This window comes from Bradyrhizobium arachidis (assembly GCF_015291705.1).
GTDB lineage: Bacteria > Pseudomonadota > Alphaproteobacteria > Rhizobiales > Xanthobacteraceae > Bradyrhizobium > Bradyrhizobium arachidis.
Window position 1 is genome coordinate 493479 of sequence record NZ_CP030050.1, and the last position, 16770, is coordinate 510248.

Here is a 16770-nt window from a genome sequence, read left to right on the forward strand (position 1 = left end):
TCATCGCAGCCCTAGTCGGTCAGGTACTCGGGATAGCGGCTCCGGATCTTGTCCAGCTCGCTCAGGGTGCCCGACAGGTGTGTGCGCAGGTGCTGCTGCGCGGCATCGGGGTCGCCGGCCTCGATCGCGCGCGTGATCAGCTTGTGATGGCGCACGATGTTCTGGGCCTTGCCGGGTGAGGGCAGATGCAGCCGGCGCAGCCGGTCGATATGTCCGCTGCGGCTGCGCACCAGCGACCAGAGCTCCTGCTTGCCCGCGGCGGCATAAAGCTGCGCGTGAAAATCATTGTCGCCGGCGATGAAGCTCTCGAAATCGCCGGCCTTGGCGAATTGCTGCTGGAGCGCGATCGCGTGGTCGAGCCGGATGACCAGGGCCGCGTCATGCTCTTCCGCGAGCAGCCGGACGATTTCGAGCTCCAGCGCCTGGCGCAGGAAATGGGCCTGCTCGGCGCGGCCGACATCGACCCGGCTGACCACGGTCGCGTGCTGCGGAAACACCTCGACCAGTCCTTCTTCCTCAAGCCGCATCAGGGCGTCGCGGATCGGGGTCGAGCTGACGCCGAATTGCGTGGCGAGCTCGGTGCGCGACAGCGGCGCGCCCGGCGGCAGTTCGAGTGCGAGAATGGCGTTGCGCAGCCGCTCGAACACCTGCGGCGCGGCCTGCCGGGCCCGGTCGAGGCGGGCGGCCGCGCGCGGCGCGGTATGGACGGTTTCCATGGCAATGGCTCCGGCAGGCTTGCCTTTGATGCACTAATGCATTAGTGCATCAGCGGGATCGCACGTCAATGGCGGCCGGAGGAAACGAACAACAATGATGAAGCAATTGCAGCGTGGCCTTGCGGCCATGGCCTTGATCACCGCCGCCGCCCTTTTCGCGCCCGCGGCGCAGGCGCAGCAGAAATCCGAGATCGCGCTGTCGCGCCAGCCCGGCATTTTCTACATGCCGAGCCACATCATGGAGAAGCTGAAGCTGATCGAGAAGCATGCGGCTTCGCTCGGCGTTTCCGGCGTCACCACCAAATGGATCACCTTCTCCGGCGGCGGCGCGCAGACCGATGCGCTGCTCGCGGGCGGCGTCGACATCCTCAACACCGGCACCGGCAATCTGCTGCTGCTGTGGGATCGCACCCGCGGCGGCGTGAAGGGCATCGTCGCGACCTCGGCGCAGCCGATGACGCTGATCAGCCGCGACGACAACATCAAGTCGATCAAGGATTTTGGGCCCGCCGACAAGATCGCGGTGCCGACGGTGAAGGTCTCAACCCAGGCGATCGTGCTTCAGATCGCCGCCGCCGAAGCGTTCGGCGCCGACCAATGGTCGAAGCTCGATGCCAACACCGTGCAGCTCGGCCATCCCGACGCCTATGCGGCGCTGTCCAATCCGAAGCACGAGGTGCACACCCACTTCTCGATCCCGCCCTTCACCTTCCTGGAGCTGAAGAACGTGCCGGGCGCGCATGTCGTGCTGAACTCGCCCGACGTGATGGGCGGCCCGCTCAGCCAGGCGCAATTCTTCACCACGACCAAGTTCGCTGACGCCAACCCGAAGATCATCAAGGCCGTGCGCGATGCCACCAAGGAGGCGCAGGACCTGATCCGCAGCGATACGAAGCAGGCGGTCGAGATCTACAAGGAGATCACCGGCGACAAGACCTCGGTCGAGGAGCTGCTCGATCTGCTCAAGCAGCCCGGCATGATGGAGTGGAATCTCGAGCCGCAGGGCACGATGAAGTTCGCCGCCCATCTCTATAAGACCGGCACGCTGAAGACCCAGCCCAAGGCCTGGACGGACTACTATCTCCCCGTCGCGCACGACCTGAAGGGCAACTGATGGCGCTGCTCGACGTCAACTCCGTGACGCTGCGCTACAAGACCTCGAGCGCAGTCGTCACAGCCACGGAGAGGGTGAGTTTCACTGTCGACAAGTCCGACCGCTTCGTGCTGCTCGGACCGTCCGGCTGCGGCAAGTCCACCCTGCTCAAGGCCGTCGGCGGCTATATGTCGCCGAGCGAAGGCCGCATGAGCATCAGCGGCCGCGAGATTCACGGCCCCGGCGCCGACCGCATGATGATCTTCCAGGAGTTCGACCAGCTGCTGCCCTGGAAGAGCGTGCTCGCCAACGTGATGTTCCCGCTGCTGACGGCGCGAAAGCTGTCGCGCAAGGACGCCGAGGCGAAGGCGCGGGCCTATATCGAGAAGGTCGGCCTCACCCGCGTGGTCGATGCCTATCCGCACACGCTCTCCGGCGGCATGAAGCAGCGCGTCGCGATCGCGCGCGGCATGGCGATGGAGCCGGACATTTTGCTGATGGACGAGCCGTTCGCAGCGCTCGATGCGCTGACGCGCCGGACCTGCCAGGACGAATTGCTCCAGCTCTGGAGCGAGACCAAGTTCACCGTGCTGTTCGTGACCCATTCGATCGCCGAAGCGATCCGCATCGGCAACCGCATCCTGCTGCTGTCGCCGCATCCGGGCCGGGTCAAGGCCGAGGTCGTCGACGTCGACAAGGTCAGCAATGACGACGGCAGCGCCGGCCGGCTCGAGAAGGAGATCCACGATCTCCTGTTTGCCGGCGAAGCAACGGCGCACTAGGGGAGCCGCGCATGGGCGAAGCGAGAATTCTGCTGCGTGACGCGCCGGTCGCCACCATCGGCGCAGGCGAGGTCGAGCGCAAGCTGAGCGTGCTTGAACTGTTGTGGAACGACGGTTTCGTGCGCAAGACCGTCATCATCCTGTTCCTCGCCGCGGTCTGGGAAGCCTACGGCGTCTACCTCGACAATCCCCTGCTGTTTCCGACGCTGCACGACACGCTTCTGACGCTGTACGACCGCGTGAAGGACGGCACGATCCCGATGCGGGCCTGGACCTCGCTAAAAGTCTTGTTCATGGGCTATTCCGCCGGCATCGTGCTCGCTGCAATCTTCACCATCCTTGCGATCTCCACCCGGATCGGCACCGATTTCCTGGAAACGGTGACGGCGATGTTCAACCCGCTGCCGGCGATCGCGCTCTTGCCGCTGGCGTTGATCTGGTTCGGGCTCGGAAATGGCAGCCTGGTCTTCGTGCTGATCCATTCGGTGCTGTGGCCGGTTGCGCTCAACACCCATTCCGGCTTCAAGAGCGTGTCCAACACGCTGCGCATGGTCGGGCGCAATTACGGCCTGCGCGGCTTGCCTTATGTGGCGAAAATCCTGATCCCCGCGGCGTTCGGCTCGATCCTGACCGGCCTCAAGATCGGCTGGGCCTTCGCCTGGCGAACCCTGATCGCGGCCGAGCTGGTGTTCGGCGTGTCCTCGGGGCAGGGCGGGCTCGGCTGGTTCATCTTCGAGAACCGCAACCTGCTCGACATACCCGCGGTGTTCGCGGGCCTCTTGACGGTGATCATCATCGGGCTCTTTGTCGAGAACCTGATCTTCCGCGCCATCGAGCGGAATACCGTCCAGAAGTGGGGCACTCAATCATGACCAAGAAGAAAACACCCGATCAGCTCCGCAGCGCGCGCTGGTTCGCGCCCGACGATCTCCGCTCGTTCGGCCACCGCTCCCGCACCATGCAGATGGGCTACGCACCGGAGGAGTGGAAGGACCGTCCGTGCATCGCGATCCTCAACACCTGGTCGGACGCGCAGCCCTGCCACATGCACTTCAAGTCGCGCGTCGACGACGTCAAGCGCGGCATCCTGATGGCCGGCGGCCTGCCGATCGAGCTGCCGGCGCTGTCGCTGTCGGAATCGCTGCTCAAGCCGACCACCATGCTCTACCGCAACCTGCTGGCGATGGACGCCGAGGAGCTCTTGCGCAGCCATCCCGTCGACGGCGTGGTGCTGATGGGCGGCTGCGACAAGACCACGCCGGCGCTGCTCTTGGGCGCGACCTCGATGAACATCCCGGCGATCTACCTGCCGGCCGGTCCCATGCTGCGCGGAAACTGGAAGGGCAAGACGCTCGGCTCCGGCTCCGACGGCTGGAAATACTGGGACGAGCGCCGCGCCGGAAAGATCTCCGACAAGGACTGGCTCGACATCGAAGCCGGCATTGCCCGCAGCTACGGCACCTGCATGACCATGGGCACGGCTTCCACCATGACGGCGATTGCGGAGGCGATCGGCATGACGCTACCGGGCGCCTCCTCGATTCCGGCCGCTGACGCCAACCACATCCGCATGGCCAGTGAATGCGGCCGCCGCATCGTCGAGATGGTGTGGGAGGATCTGACGCCGACAACGATCCAGACCCGAAAAGCGTTCGAGAACGCGATTGCGGTGGCGATGGCGATGGGCTGCTCGACCAACGCGATCATCCATCTGATCGCGCAGGCCCGCCGCGCCGGCCAGGACATTGGCCTCGACGATTTCGAGATCGCGAGCCGCAAGGTGCCTGTCATCGCCAACGTCCGGCCGAGCGGCGATGCCTATCTGATGGAAGACTTCTTCTATGCCGGCGGCCTGCCGGCGCTGATGGGGCAGATCAAGCAGCATCTGCATCTCGACTGCATCACGGTGACTGGCAAGACGCTGGGCGAGAACATCGACGGCGCCGAGGTTCACAATGCCGACGTGATCCGCTCGGTCGACAATCCCATCTACAAGGAAGGCGCGCTCGCCGTGCTCAAGGGCAATCTCGCGCCCGACGGCTGCGTCATAAAGCCCTCTGCCTGCGCGCCGCGCTTCCTCAAGCACACCGGGCCGGCGCTGGTGTTCGACGACTATCCCTCGATGAAGAAGGCGGTCGACGATCCCAACCTCGACGTCACCGAGGATCACATCCTCATCCTGCGCAATGCCGGGCCGCAAGGTGGCCCGGGCATGCCGGAATGGGGCATGCTGCCGATCCCGACCAAGCTCGTGAAGCAGGGCGTGCGCGACATGGTGCGCATCTCGGATGCACGCATGAGCGGCACCAGCTACGGCGCCTGCATCCTGCACGTCTCGCCGGAGTCCTACATCGGCGGCCCGTTGGCGCTGGTGCAGAATGGCGACCGCATCACGCTCGACGTCGCCGCGCGCACCATCAACCTCGACGTATCGGAGGCCGAGCTCGCAAAGCGCCGCGCCGCCTGGAAGCAGCCCGAGCGCCGCTTCGAGCGCGGCTATGGCTGGATGTTCACCAAGCACATCAAGCAGGCCAATGACGGCTGCGACTTCGACTTCCTCGAGACCGATTTCGGCGCGCCGATCGGCGAGCCGTCGATCTATTAACACAACTGTCATTCCGGGGCGCGCCACTTGGCGCGAGCCCGGAATCCATACTCCCGATCGTGGTTATGGATTCCGGGCTCATCGCTTCGCGATGCCCCGGAATGACGAGAAGAGAGAGCGTACCAAATGACCAAACTATCCGAAGCCACCCGCAACAAGCTCAAATCCGTCTCCACCGCCACCGTCGCCACCGCTTTGTTCAAGCGTGGCCTGCGCATCCAGATGATCCAGGATGTGCATCCCGTCGGCCCCGACCAGCCGACCATGGTCGGCGAGGCCTTCACGCTGCGCTACATGCCGGCGCGCGAGGATCTCAACACCATCGATGTCTTCAAGGACCGCTCCCATCCGCAGCGCAAGGCGGTCGAGGATTGCCCGGCAGGCAGCGTGCTGGTGATGGACAGCCGCAAGGATGCGCGCGCGGCTTCCGCCGGTGCGATCCTGGTGACGCGGCTGATGAAGCGCGGCGTCGCCGGCGTCGTCACCGACGGCGGCTTTCGCGATTCCGCCGAGATCGCCAAGCTCGGCATTCCCGCCTATCACCATCGTCCCTCGGCGCCGACCAACCTCACGCTGCACCAGGCGATCGAGATCAACGTGCCGATCGGCTGCGGTGATGCGCCGGTGTTTCCCGGTGACGTCATCCTCGGCGACGCCGACGGCGTCATCGTGATCCCCGCGCATCTCGCCGACGAGATCGCCAATGAGACTTTCGAGATGACCGCGTTCGAGGATTTCGTCACCGAGGAAGTCGGCAAGGGCCGCGGCATCTTTGGACTCTATCCCGCCACCGATCCGCAGACGCTCACCGATTTTGCGGAATGGCGGAAGAAGAACGGCCGCTAAAACCAAAACCAGACCACATCAAGAAACAGGCCGGCCGCATCAAGCGCCGGCCTTTTATCAAGCAGGGAGGACTTTTATGAATTTCACACGACGCAACCTCGTGGCCGGCGCTGGCGCCGTGGCAGCATCCACCCTTCTCGCCCGCGCCGCCGGCGCCCAGTCGTTCGCCTTCACGCCGAACCAGCGCTATCCCGATCCCGCCGTCCAGATCCTCGATCCGAGCTTTGGCAAATACCGGCTCTATTCCTCGACGGTCGAGCAGGTCGCAACCGGCATGCGCTGGGCCGAAGGCCCCGCCTATTTCCCTGAGGGCGGCTATCTGCTGTTCTCGGACATTCCCAACAACCGGATCATGAAGTTCGACGAGAAGACTGGTCAGACCAGCGTGTTCCGCGCCAACGCCAACTACGCCAACGGCAATGCGCGCGACCGCCAGGGCCGCCTCGTCACCTGCGAGCACTCCGTCACCCGCCGCATCACCCGCACCGAGAAGGACGGCAAGATCACCGTGCTCGCCGACAAGTTCGAGGGCAAGCGGCTGAACGCGCCGAACGATATCGTGGTGAAGTCGGACGAGAGCATCTGGTTCACCGATCCCCTGTTCGGCATCAACGGCGAGTGGGAAGGCAAGAAGGAGAAGGCCGAGCAGGCCACCACCAACGTCTACCGCATCGCCAAGGACGGCAAGCTCAGCGCCGTCCTCACCGACCTCGTCAACCCGAACGGCCTTGCCTTCTCGCCGGACGAGAAGAAGCTCTACATCGTCGAGTGGAAGGGCACGCCCAACCGCAGCATCTGGAGCTACAATGTCGGCGACGATGGCTCGCTGAGCGGCAAGACCAAGCTGATCGACGCCGCCGACCAGGGCTCGCTCGACGGCTTCCGCGTCGATCGCGACGGCAATCTCTGGTGCGGCTGGGGCTCCAACGGCGCGCTGCAATCCGAGCCGACCGATGTCGGCGGCCGCAAGGTGTTTCAGCTCAAGGGCAAGCCGGAGGATCTCGACGGCGTGATGGTGTTCAGCCCCGAAGGCAAGCCGCTCGCCTTCATCAAGCTGCCCGAGCGCTGCGCCAATCTCTGCTTCGGCGGCCCGAAGAACAACCGGCTCTACATGGCGAGCAGCCATTCGGTCTATGCGCTGTATGTCGAGGCGCACGGGGCGGTGTGAGAGTGTTGGTGGGGCGGTAGCTCGCCCCACATCCCCACTGTCGTCCCTGCCTAGTGCGCAATTGCGCACGGGCGCAGGGACCCATAACCCCAGGGAGCAGTTTGGCGAAGATTAACAGTGAACACTTCTTCGCCGGTACTGCTCTCGCACCCTCCCGATACATCACGCGGTATGGGTCCCTGCGCCCGTGCGCAATTGCGCACTAGGCAGGGACGACGGCTGTGGGTGTCGCTACACCCCGGCCTCCGCCATCCCGGCCGCCCACAGCGCGAACGCATACACGATCGCCACCTCATCGAGCCGGTCGAACCGTCCCGATGCGCCGCCATGGCCGGCGCCCATGTTGGTGCGCAAGAGCACCGGGCCACCACCGCGCATGGTGGCGCGCAGGCGCGCGATCCATTTGGCGGGCTCCCAATAGGTCACGCGCGGATCGGTCAATCCGCCCATCGCCAAAATCGCCGGATACTCCTTCGCTGCGATATTGTCGTAAGGCGAGTACGACAGGATGGTGCGAAAATCCTTCTCGCTCTCGATCGGGTTGCCCCATTCCGGCCATTCCGGCGGCGTCAGCGGCAGCGTGTCGTCGAGCATGGTGTTGAGCACATCCACGAACGGCACCTCGGCGACGATGCCGGCGAACAATTCGCCTGCGCGGTTCGCGACCGCGCCCATCAGCATGCCGCCGGCCGAGCCGCCATGGCCGACGATGCGTTTTGCGCTGGTGTATTTCGCATCGATCAGCGCGCGGGCGCTTGCGGCGAAATCATCGAACGAGTTCGTTTTCTTCTCGCGCTTGCCGTCGAGATACCAGCCCCAGCCCTTGTCCGCACCGCCGCGGATATGGGCGATGGCGTAGACGAAGCCGCGGTCGACCAGCGACAGGCGGTTGGCGCTGAACGAGGCCGGCATCGCCATGCCGTAGGAGCCATAGCCGTAGAGCAGCAGCGGCGCCGAGCCGTCGAGCTGGAGCCCGCGGCGATAGAGGATCGAGACCGGCACCTCGGCGCCATCCTGCGCCTTCGCCATGATGCGGGTGGTGACATAGTCGGCGACGTCGTGGCCCGACGGAATCTCCTGGCGCTTGCGCAAGGTCCGCGTGCGCTTGACCATGTCGTAGTCATAGACTTCCGACGGCGTCGTCATCGACGAATAGGAGAAGCGTAAGTTCGTCGTCTCGAATTCGTAGGAGCCCATCGTGTCGAGCGAGTAGGCGGCCTCGTCGAAGGCGATGGCGTGCTCTTCCCCGCCGGCGAGATCGCGGATCACGATCGACGGCAGTGCATTGGCGCGCTCCAGCCGCACCAGATGTCCGGCATAGAGATCGAGGTCGATGATGTAGATGCCGGGACGATACGGGATCAGGTCGCGCCAGTTCTTGCGCTCGGGCGAAGAAAGCGGCGCCGTGACGATCTTGAAGTCGATGGCGTCGTCGGCATTGGTGAGGATGAACAGCTCGTCGCCGCGATCGGCCAGCGAATATTGCACGCCGTCCTCGCGCGCCGCGACAAGGCGCGGCGGCGCCTCGGGGTTGGCGAGATCGATCAGCCGCTGTTCCGAGGTCTCGTGGTCGCCGCCGGCGATCACGCAGAAGCGGCCGCTGGTGCTCTCGTGCAGATGGGTGAACCAGCCGGCATCCTGCTCCTCATAGACCAGCGTGTCGTCGGCCTGTTTCGTGCCGAGCCTGTGCCGCCACACCTGCATCGGCCGGTGATTGTCGTCGAGCTTCACATAGAAGAAGCTCTTGGCATCCTTGCTCCAAACGACGCCGCCATCGGTCTCCTCGACGAGATCGTCGAGATCCTTCCCCGTCGCCCAGTTGCGCACGCGGATCGAAAAATATTCCGAGCCCTTGGTGTCCGCGCTCCAGGCCTGAAGCTTGTGATCGTTCGAGTGCCGGCTGCCGCCGAACTTGAAATATTTGTGGTCTTTTGCGAGCGCGTCGCCGTCGAGCACGATATGCTCGTTGCCGCCATCGCGCGGCATGCGGCCGAACAGCTCGTGCTGCCCGCCCTCGCGGAACCTGCGGAAATAGGCGAAGGGACCATCCGGCGACGGCACGCTGGAATCGTCCTCCTTGATCCGGGAGCGCATCTCGCGCACCAGCGTCTTCTGCAAGGACGAGGTATGCCCGAGCAGGCTCTCGGTGTAGCCGTTCTCCTCGTCCAGATATTTGCGGATATCAGCATCGAGCACCGCGGGATCGCGCAGCACCTCCTGCCACTTCTCGTCCTTCAGCCAGGCATAGTCGTCGGTCACGGTGATCCCGTGCCGGGTGAAGGAATGCGCCCGGCGCGGGGCGACGGGGGGCTTTGAAGGTGTCTTGGCCTGGGTCACTCGATCCTCATTGCGTCTCATCGGAACCCATCTCGTCATGCGCGGGCTTGACCCGCGCATCCATCAAAGACGATTTCTTGAGCGATGGATTGCCGGGTCAAGCCCGGCAATGACGGCCGTAGAAAGCGGCGGGTCGCCCATAATATGGCGACAAGCCCGCGAATTGCCAGCATGGCCGTTCCAGCCACTGCGCCAAGTCGCCGGGTTGTTGATCAGCCCCTTCTATGCTTTTACGGGCCATATCCCCGCCGCCGGTCCAGCCTGATGCTGTTCAACTCCTATCCGTTCATCCTGCTGTTCCTCCCCGCTGTGCTCGCCGGCTATTTCTGGCTGGGGCGGCGCAGCAATCTGGCGCCCGTGATCTGGCTGGCGCTGGCCTCGCTGACTTTCTACGCCATCGGCAACTGGCAGTTCGTGGCCCTGCTGCTGCTCTCGATCGCCTTCAACTACGGCGTCGGCCATCTCCTCATCGTGGCGAAGCTCGCCCCCGGACAACGAAAGGCGGCGCTCGCGTTTGGCGTCGCCGGCGATCTCCTCGTGCTCGGCATCTTCAAATATGCCGGGTTTGCTACCGAAAACATCAACGCGCTGCTCGGCACGCACATCGCCGTCCACATCCTGCTGCCGGTCGGCATCTCCTTCTACACCTTCACGCAGATTGCGTTCCTCGTGGATGCCTGGCGCGGCCAGGTCGCGGCCTATGCACTGCCGCATTACGCGCTGTTCGTGACTTATTTCCCGCATCTGATCGCGGGGCCGATCCTCCACCACAAGGACATGATCCCGCAATTCGCGCGCAAGGAAACCAAGCATCCGGACGCGCATCTGATCCTGTGCGGAATCATCATCTTCGCGATCGGCCTGTTCAAGAAGACCTGCCTTGCCGACGGCATCCAGCCGCTGGTTGCGCTCGCCTTCGAGGCGCGCTCGCCGAGCTTCGACCAGGCCTGGCTCGGTGCGCTTGCCTACACGTTCCAGCTCTATTTCGATTTCTCCGGCTATTCCGACATGGCAATCGGCATATCGCTGATGTTCGGCATCTTCCTGCCCGTGAATTTCAACTCGCCCTACAAGGCCGCCAGCATCGTCGATTTCTGGCGCCGCTGGCATATGACGCTGTCGCAGTTCCTGCGCGACTATCTCTACATCCCGCTCGGCGGTAACAGGCGCGGCCGCGTGCTGCGCTATGTCAACCTGCTGATCACGATGCTGCTTGGCGGCCTCTGGCATGGCGCCGCCTGGACCTTTGTGGTGTGGGGCACGCTGCACGGCGCTTATCTTTGCGTCAATCACGCTTTCAACGCGCTGGTGCCTGATGTTCCGGCGTTGCTTGCGCGCCCCGTCCGCATCGCGGGCGCCGCGCTGACCTTTCTTGCCGTCGTCATCGCCTGGGTGTTCTTCCGCGCCGAGAGCGTCGCCTGGGCGCTGCGGATCCTGCACGCGATGGCCGATCCCTCGAACATCGTCCTCGGCCGCGAGGAGATCGCGGCGCTGGTGATGATTGCGATCTACGCGGCGCTGGTGTGGCTGGCGCCGAACACGCAAGAGGTCATGGGATACGATCACGGCAACCGCCGCGTCGGCGAGGCCTTGCGGGCGGGGCGCATGCGTCCGCTGGCCCTCTATGCGGCCTCCCTGGTGCTCGCGTTCGGCATTCTGGGCATTCAGAGCCACAGCGAATTCATCTATTTCCGGTTCTGATGCAGGGCACCCCCACACATCTGAGGCGTTTTCTGCTCGCGAGCATCGTGTGCATGCTGGGCGCGGCAGTGCTGACCTATGTCGTCGATCCCCTGCAGCTGTTCCGCGCCTCGCGTCTCGCCTTCTATTCCGACGACACGCGGGTGCAGAATGCCGGGCTGATCCGCAGCCAGTCGTTCGACACCGCCTTCATGGGCACCTCGCTGGCGATCCATTTCCGCCAGAGCGACATCGACCGCGCGCTCGGTGTCCATTCGATCAAGCTGGCGATGACCGGCTCCAACTCGCGCCAGCAGGCTTTCGTCCTGGAGCAGGCGATCGAGGCCGGCGCAAGGCGCGTGATCTGGGAGATGGACGACTTTATTTTCGTCGATGCCGCGGACATCGCGGCCGATCCTTATCTCTCCGTCGATCTCTATCGCAGGTCGGCCAAGGGCATTGCGTCCTATCTGTTCAGCGCGGCCATGGCGAAGGAATCCCTATTCGGGTTGCTGCGCTCGGTCCCGCCGCTGCGAGAGCCGCTCAGCCGGGCCGCGCCGTATCTCCCGGTCAAGTTCGCACTGGCGAATGTTGACGACATCTACGCCCTGCCGCGGGATTTCGACCTCGCGCGCGATTACAATGCGAACAAGACGCTCGCCTCCTTCGCTTATATCACCGCGCCTTCGCGCCGTCGCTTTCTCGGCGAAGGCTATGGCTATGAGGCCATGGTGCGGCATTTCGAGCAGGACGCCGTCGGTCTGATCACGCGCCATCGCGACGTGACGTTCGACATCTATTTCCCGCCCTATTCGATCCTGCAATTCGTCGCGATGCGCGATGCTTCGCCGGAGACACTGAACATCGTCATGGATCTGACGGCAGTCATTGCGCGGCGCCTGACGCGGCTTCCCAATGTGCGCCTGCACGATTTCCGCGCGATCAAGGCGGTAACGCACGATTTCGCCAATTACGGCGATGTCATACACCATTCGCCTGTGGTGGACGCGATGGTGCTGAAATGGCTAGCGAGCGGGGAGTATCGCGTCGATCCGAAGAAGCCGACGGCATCGCTGGATGAGCTGAAGGCGCAGGTCGAGGCGTATCGCGTGGAGCGCTGATCTTCCCTCTCCCCTTGCGGGAGAGGGTGGCTCGCCGCGCAGCGGCGAGACGGGTGAGGGGTATCTATCCGTGCGCAAAACTGTTTGTTGAGTTCGCGGAAGCAACCCCTCATCCGGCGCTTCGCGCCACCTTCTCCCGCAAGGGGAGAAGGAAGAAGAGTTCTCGCAGGGACGACGGCGGTGTTTGTGGTTTGCGCCGTTACACCGCCACCTCTTCACCGAGATACGACACCGCCGCTTCCAGCCCGCCCTTGCCGTGCGGGATCTTCAGTGCGTTCAGGGCGACCTCGACCACTCCGAGCGTGCCGAGCAGCATCGGCGCATTCACATGGCCCATATGGGCGATGCGGAAGGCTTGTCCCGAGAGATCGCCGATGCCGGTGCCGAGCACGACGCCGCATTTGTCCTTGCAATAGCGCTGCAGCACTGCGGGATCATGGCCGTTGCTCATGGTCACCGTGGTCACGGTGTTGGAGCGCTCGTTCGCCTCCGCGACATTGAAGCCGAGCACCTGGCCTTCGGCCCAGACGGCGACGGCGCGGCGTGCGGCTTCGCCGAGCAGGCTGTGGCGGCGGAAGGCGTTCTCCAGTCCTTCCTCGTGCAGCATGTCGATCGCCTGGCGCAGCGCGAACAACAGATGCACCGGCGCGGTGCCGGCATATTTGCGATAATTCTCGGTGCCCTCGCGCTCGCTCCAGCTCCAATAGGGCGTCGACATGTTCGCCTTCTTGTGCACCTCGAGCGCGCGCGTATTGGCGGCGACGAAGCCGAGGCCGGGCGGCGTCATCAGGCCCTTCTGCGAGCCGGACATCGCGACGTCCACGCCCCATTTGTCCATCTCGAACGACATGCAGCCGAGCGAGGCGACAGTATCGACCATGTAGAGGGCGGGATGGCCGGACGCCTTGATGGCCTTGCCGATCGCCTCGATGTCGTTCTGCACGCCCGAGGCCGTATCGACCTGGACCACGACGACGGCCTTGATCGTGTGCTCCTTGTCGCGGCGCAGGCGCTCCTCGACCTCGTGCGGCCGCACCGCACGGCGCCAGTCGCCCTTGAGCACCTCGACCTCGGCGCCCATCAGCGCTGCCGCATTGCCCCAGCCGATCGCGAAGCGTCCGCTTTCCAGCACCAGCACTTTGTCGCCGCGCGACAGCACGTTGCTCAGCGCCGCTTCCCAGGCGCCGTGACCGTTGGCGATGTAGATGTAGGACTTGCCCTTGGTCGCAAACAGTTTCGAGATGTCACCGAGCAGGCTCTCGGTCAGATCCAGCATCTGTTTGGAGTAGATGTCGATCGCCGGACGGTGCATCGCCCGCAGCACCTCGTCGGGCATCGTGGTGGGCCCGGGGATGGCCAGAAATTCCCGGCCCGCGCGAACGGTCATTGCTATCTTCCTTGTGTCGTGAAGACTGTCTGGTGGGTCGCTGATCTGTTCTTTCTACGCGGCGGGACGGCCCGAGAAAAGCACGGAAAACGCAGGTCTGGGGCTCTTATCTCTTAGTCTCGCGGCAGCCGGCGGCCTCCGCCTCCTCGACCGAACAGAACCAGCGGGTACCCTTGCTGATCTTCATCTTGATCTGCGCGTACCAGCGGCTGGTCGGCTGGTGATAGATGCACTCGCCTGATGAGTTGACGTTGCCCTTGATGGTGCAGTCCGGCGAGGGCGCGATAGGGCCCGAGGCGGACGCGAGCAGCACCGCATGCGCGCCCTCCGGCGGCTTGGTCGCGCCAAGGATCGGAGTCTTCTTGTTGCGCACCCGCCAGTCCCAGGGCGCGATGAAGGCGCCCTGCCACATCCCGGCTTTTGCCTCACGCGCGGCAGCCTCATCCGGCTCGTAGTCATGGGAGATGCGGGTGTAGGCCAGCGCCCAGCCGTTATGCACCAGCCATTTCTGGATGTCCTCGCCGCCGACCTCGCAGCGCGCCACAGTGCGGCCGCGCCGGTCGATCGATCGGGTATGGCAGACCCAGGTCTTGCCTTCGGCATATTTGGCCAGCTCGTCGCGGGCCGCGACACCGCAGGTCCAGCGCTCGGCCTTGGTGTTGAGGCAGAGCTGGTCGACCGCGGGCGCGTCGATTCCGCCGAGCCGGATCCGCGTGTTGCCGATCACGACGGCGTCGCCGGCGCGGACTTTTGCCGTGCCGCTGATGTCGGCGGCTTCGGCCAGCGACGGGACGAGGAAACACAGCGCAATCAGGAATTTTCGCAACATGCCGGTCCGCGTGTGATGAAAATGGCGATAGAGGCGCGCAATTGTGGTCGGCTTTTGGCCGGTGGGCCAGCTTATGCCTGGCGATTGAGCTTTCAACTTCCTGTCATTTGAAAGGTCCCGTAGGGTGGGCAAAGCGAAGCGTGCCCACGATGTCTTGCGTGGCGAGAGATCGTGGGCACGGCGCTCCGCGCCTTTGCCCACCCTACGAGACCTGTGTCCGAGGCACGAGACCGGACTCACCCCCGCGCCATCGCCCGCTTCGCCACCGCCAGCCCCATCAACACGAACGCCGATGTCACCTCCGGCCCGCCGACCAAAATCCGCGTCGGCGTCTTCATCTTGTTCCACTCATAGGCGCGGAACGGGCCGCGTCGGCCGCCTTCGCCAAGGCTTGCGATGATCACGTTCAGCGCCGGCGCGAAGGCGCGCGGATCGGCGCCGAGATGGCCGAGCGCGATCAGCGCCAGCGCGGCGTCGAACGCGTTCATCTCGGCGGTCATCAGCTCGCCCTTGACGTAGGACAGCACGCGGTGGCGGATGAAATCGAAATCGCCGTCGGGATCGATCGCCGCCTGCGCCGCCAGCGGCAGGGCCAGGAACGCCGCATAGCAGCGGCCGAAATAGGCGCTGTAGAGCTCCGGCAGATAATAGATGTGCGAGCGCGGATTGGCGAAGGCGCCGCTCGCGGCAAGCCGCTTCTGGAAGCCGATGATCCGGTGCACGGTGGCGAGCCGCGCCGGCGTCTCCAAAATCTTCCAGCGCGCGAGGTTGCGAAAGCTCACCTCGAGAATGTCGAGATTGAGCGTCGGATCGAGATCGTTGCCGTAGGGGCGCTCGCCCCTGAGATTGTCGATCCAGGTCGCAACGCCGCCCTCATAGTCGATATTGTCGTTGAGCGGCACGGTCACGCGTGGCTCGTTTACGCCCGCGCGCACTTGATAGCCGGCATAGAAATCCAGCAGCGGCTGGTCGATGATCGCATCAAGGCAGCCGGCCTGCGTCGCGGCGGAGATCGAGCACGCCGTGGTGTCGCAATCCGGCACATAGACGCCGAAGCCGAGGTCCTGCTTGATCTGCGCGAAGTAGCGCGAGAAGCGCGGATGCGGCGGAGGGGCCAGCGCGGTGATGACGTTGAACCGCGCGCCGTCGATGCCCTCGACCTCTTCGCGGCTGATGTTGACGCAGAAATCCACCATGTCGGCGATCGCGCGCTCGGCTGCGGTCTTGTCCGCGGGCGTGGCGAGCCCGGTCTCGACATAGCTCAGCAGCGCCTCGATGAAGAACGCATCGTAGTAGGCCGAGCGGTGACGGATCTGCACCGGCTCCCACATCGGCTCGGCGATGCCTTTCCAGGGCGGATTGACCACGGCGCGCGCGTGCGTGCGCGCGATGAAGACGCGGGCGAGATTGAACAGCAGCGACGAGTTCTTGTAGCCGCGCGCATTCAGGCCCGTCAGCGCCATGGTCAGCTCACGGCCGCGGAAATCGGGATCGCCGATCAGGTTGAAGGCGGCATAGGTCGGCAGGAAACCGTTCTTGCGATACGAGCCGAGCAGATGTTGCGCGCAGTCGCGGATCACGCCGTCGATCTGCGCTGGCTGCGGCATCGTACCAGTGAATGCCGCCGGCGGCGGTTTGGGATGATCGAGCGCGATGCTGTCGACGAGATCGGCGACGGGCTGGCCGACCGCGGCCCAGTCCGGCTCGGCATCGTCGCGGGCGCGGGTGAGCGCCTCGCGCAGCCGGGTCAGCTTCGCCTCTTCGCGCAGCTCGGGCAGTCCGGCGCGGCGGAGCAGCAGGCGCAATGCGGGATTGCCGAGCGCGGTCTTGTAGAATTTGGCCAGATGCGGATCGCCACTGGTCGTCGCCGCCAACACGGGATCGCAGACGTCATAAAGAGAGGGGCCGTCCTTGCGCGCTGTCAGCGCCCGGCAGGCGGCACCGGCGAAATAATGAAAGCTCATGAAATACCTGGTCGCGGGGGCCTTGGTCAGGAGCGGCCGGCACGCTCCCATCCGCGCGCCACCCCCGTGCCAAGTCTTTGAAAAAGCTACCCGGATTCGCGGGAAATACAAACGTGATGATGGTCACAGAAAAACTCGGCACGGAGGCTGCATGATGAGACTCCGGAAGGCTACGGGGACGCAAAAAATCCGCATATTGGGCCGGGAGAATTAGTTAACATATTCAGTGTCTTAGCTCAAAT

At 64.4% G+C, this 16770-nt stretch carries 13 protein-coding genes; 8 read left to right on the top strand and 5 right to left on the bottom strand.

The genetic code is table 11. The features are described from left to right. Positions 1-11 precede the first annotated feature (11 nt). Positions 12-716, bottom strand: a complete 705-nt coding sequence (locus tag WN72_RS02360) for a GntR family transcriptional regulator (protein WP_092219491.1) — start codon at positions 714-716, stop codon at positions 12-14. A gap of 94 nt (positions 717-810) precedes the next feature. Here WN72_RS02360 and WN72_RS02365 point away from each other — a divergent pair, with 94 nt between their 5' ends. From WN72_RS02365 to WN72_RS02390, 6 genes are all read left to right on the top strand, one after another. Next, the gene (locus tag WN72_RS02365) at positions 811-1830 is read left to right on the top strand and encodes an ABC transporter substrate-binding protein (RefSeq protein ID WP_092219489.1); all 1020 of its coding nucleotides are present in this window, start codon (positions 811-813) and stop codon (positions 1828-1830) included. After that, on the top strand, positions 1830-2591 hold the full coding sequence (locus WN72_RS02370) for an ABC transporter ATP-binding protein (protein ID WP_092219487.1): 762 nt from the start codon (positions 1830-1832) through the stop codon (positions 2589-2591). Before WN72_RS02365 ends, WN72_RS02370 begins: the two co-directional genes overlap by 1 nt. A gap of 11 nt (positions 2592-2602) precedes the next feature. Further along, positions 2603-3463, top strand: a complete 861-nt coding sequence (locus WN72_RS02375) for an ABC transporter permease (protein WP_027563583.1) — start codon at positions 2603-2605, stop codon at positions 3461-3463. Then, on the top strand, positions 3460-5196 hold the full coding sequence (araD, locus tag WN72_RS02380; protein WP_027563582.1) for an L-arabinonate dehydratase: 1737 nt from the start codon (positions 3460-3462) through the stop codon (positions 5194-5196). The genes WN72_RS02375 and araD overlap by 4 nt, the downstream gene beginning before the upstream one ends. Before the next feature lie 126 nt (positions 5197-5322). Further along, a complete protein-coding gene (locus tag WN72_RS02385; RefSeq protein WP_092219485.1) occupies positions 5323-6042 on the top strand; it encodes a ribonuclease activity regulator RraA in 720 nt (239 codons plus the stop codon). Between the two features lie 76 nt (positions 6043-6118). Beyond that, a complete protein-coding gene (locus WN72_RS02390) occupies positions 6119-7210 on the top strand; it encodes an SMP-30/gluconolactonase/LRE family protein (RefSeq protein WP_027563580.1) in 1092 nt (363 codons plus the stop codon). A 231-nt stretch (positions 7211-7441) separates the two neighbouring features. Here the strand turns inward: WN72_RS02390 and WN72_RS02395 are convergent, their stop codons facing one another. Continuing rightward, positions 7442-9547, bottom strand: a complete 2106-nt coding sequence (locus WN72_RS02395) for a S9 family peptidase (RefSeq protein ID WP_092219483.1) — start codon at positions 9545-9547, stop codon at positions 7442-7444. A 264-nt stretch (positions 9548-9811) separates the two neighbouring features. On the opposite strand from WN72_RS02395, the gene WN72_RS02400 reads away from it, so the two are divergent. Beyond that, a complete protein-coding gene (locus WN72_RS02400; protein ID WP_027563578.1) occupies positions 9812-11248 on the top strand; it encodes an MBOAT family O-acyltransferase in 1437 nt (478 codons plus the stop codon). Then, a complete protein-coding gene (locus tag WN72_RS02405) occupies positions 11248-12348 on the top strand; it encodes a hypothetical protein (RefSeq protein WP_092219481.1) in 1101 nt (366 codons plus the stop codon). The genes WN72_RS02400 and WN72_RS02405 overlap by 1 nt, the downstream gene beginning before the upstream one ends. A gap of 199 nt (positions 12349-12547) precedes the next feature. On the opposite strand, the gene WN72_RS02410 is transcribed toward WN72_RS02405, so the two are convergent. The 3 genes from WN72_RS02410 to WN72_RS02420 all read right to left on the bottom strand — a co-directional run bounded on the left by WN72_RS02410 (position 12548) and on the right by WN72_RS02420 (position 16528). Beyond that, entirely contained in the window at positions 12548-13735 is a 1188-nt protein-coding gene (locus WN72_RS02410) for a pyridoxal-phosphate-dependent aminotransferase family protein (RefSeq protein WP_027563577.1), read from the bottom strand. A 106-nt stretch (positions 13736-13841) separates the two neighbouring features. Continuing rightward, positions 13842-14564 carry a thermonuclease family protein gene (locus tag WN72_RS02415; protein WP_092219479.1) on the bottom strand — a complete coding sequence of 241 codons (723 nt, stop codon included), beginning with the start codon at positions 14562-14564 and terminating at the stop codon, positions 13842-13844. 236 nt (positions 14565-14800) lie between these two features. Then, entirely contained in the window at positions 14801-16528 is a 1728-nt protein-coding gene (locus tag WN72_RS02420) for a hypothetical protein (protein ID WP_092219505.1), read from the bottom strand. Positions 16529-16770 lie beyond the last annotated feature (242 nt).

Excerpts from the sequence above, each read along its gene's own strand:
- WN72_RS02360 (WP_092219491.1), bottom strand. The coding sequence starts at position 716 with ATGGAAACCGTCCATACCGCGCCGCGCGCGGCCGCCCGCCTCGACCGG.
- WN72_RS02365 (WP_092219489.1), top strand. The coding sequence starts at position 811 with ATGATGAAGCAATTGCAGCGTGGCCTTGCGGCCATGGCCTTGATCACC.
- WN72_RS02370 (WP_092219487.1), top strand. The coding sequence starts at position 1,830 with ATGGCGCTGCTCGACGTCAACTCCGTGACGCTGCGCTACAAGACCTCG.
- WN72_RS02375 (WP_027563583.1), top strand. The coding sequence starts at position 2,603 with ATGGGCGAAGCGAGAATTCTGCTGCGTGACGCGCCGGTCGCCACCATC.
- araD (WP_027563582.1), top strand. The coding sequence starts at position 3,460 with ATGACCAAGAAGAAAACACCCGATCAGCTCCGCAGCGCGCGCTGGTTC.
- WN72_RS02385 (WP_092219485.1), top strand. The coding sequence starts at position 5,323 with ATGACCAAACTATCCGAAGCCACCCGCAACAAGCTCAAATCCGTCTCC.
- WN72_RS02390 (WP_027563580.1), top strand. The coding sequence starts at position 6,119 with ATGAATTTCACACGACGCAACCTCGTGGCCGGCGCTGGCGCCGTGGCA.
- WN72_RS02400 (WP_027563578.1), top strand. The coding sequence starts at position 9,812 with ATGCTGTTCAACTCCTATCCGTTCATCCTGCTGTTCCTCCCCGCTGTG.
- WN72_RS02405 (WP_092219481.1), top strand. The coding sequence starts at position 11,248 with ATGCAGGGCACCCCCACACATCTGAGGCGTTTTCTGCTCGCGAGCATC.
- WN72_RS02410 (WP_027563577.1), bottom strand. The coding sequence starts at position 13,735 with ATGACCGTTCGCGCGGGCCGGGAATTTCTGGCCATCCCCGGGCCCACC.
- WN72_RS02415 (WP_092219479.1), bottom strand. The coding sequence starts at position 14,564 with ATGTTGCGAAAATTCCTGATTGCGCTGTGTTTCCTCGTCCCGTCGCTG.
- WN72_RS02420 (WP_092219505.1), bottom strand. The coding sequence starts at position 16,528 with ATGAGCTTTCATTATTTCGCCGGTGCCGCCTGCCGGGCGCTGACAGCG.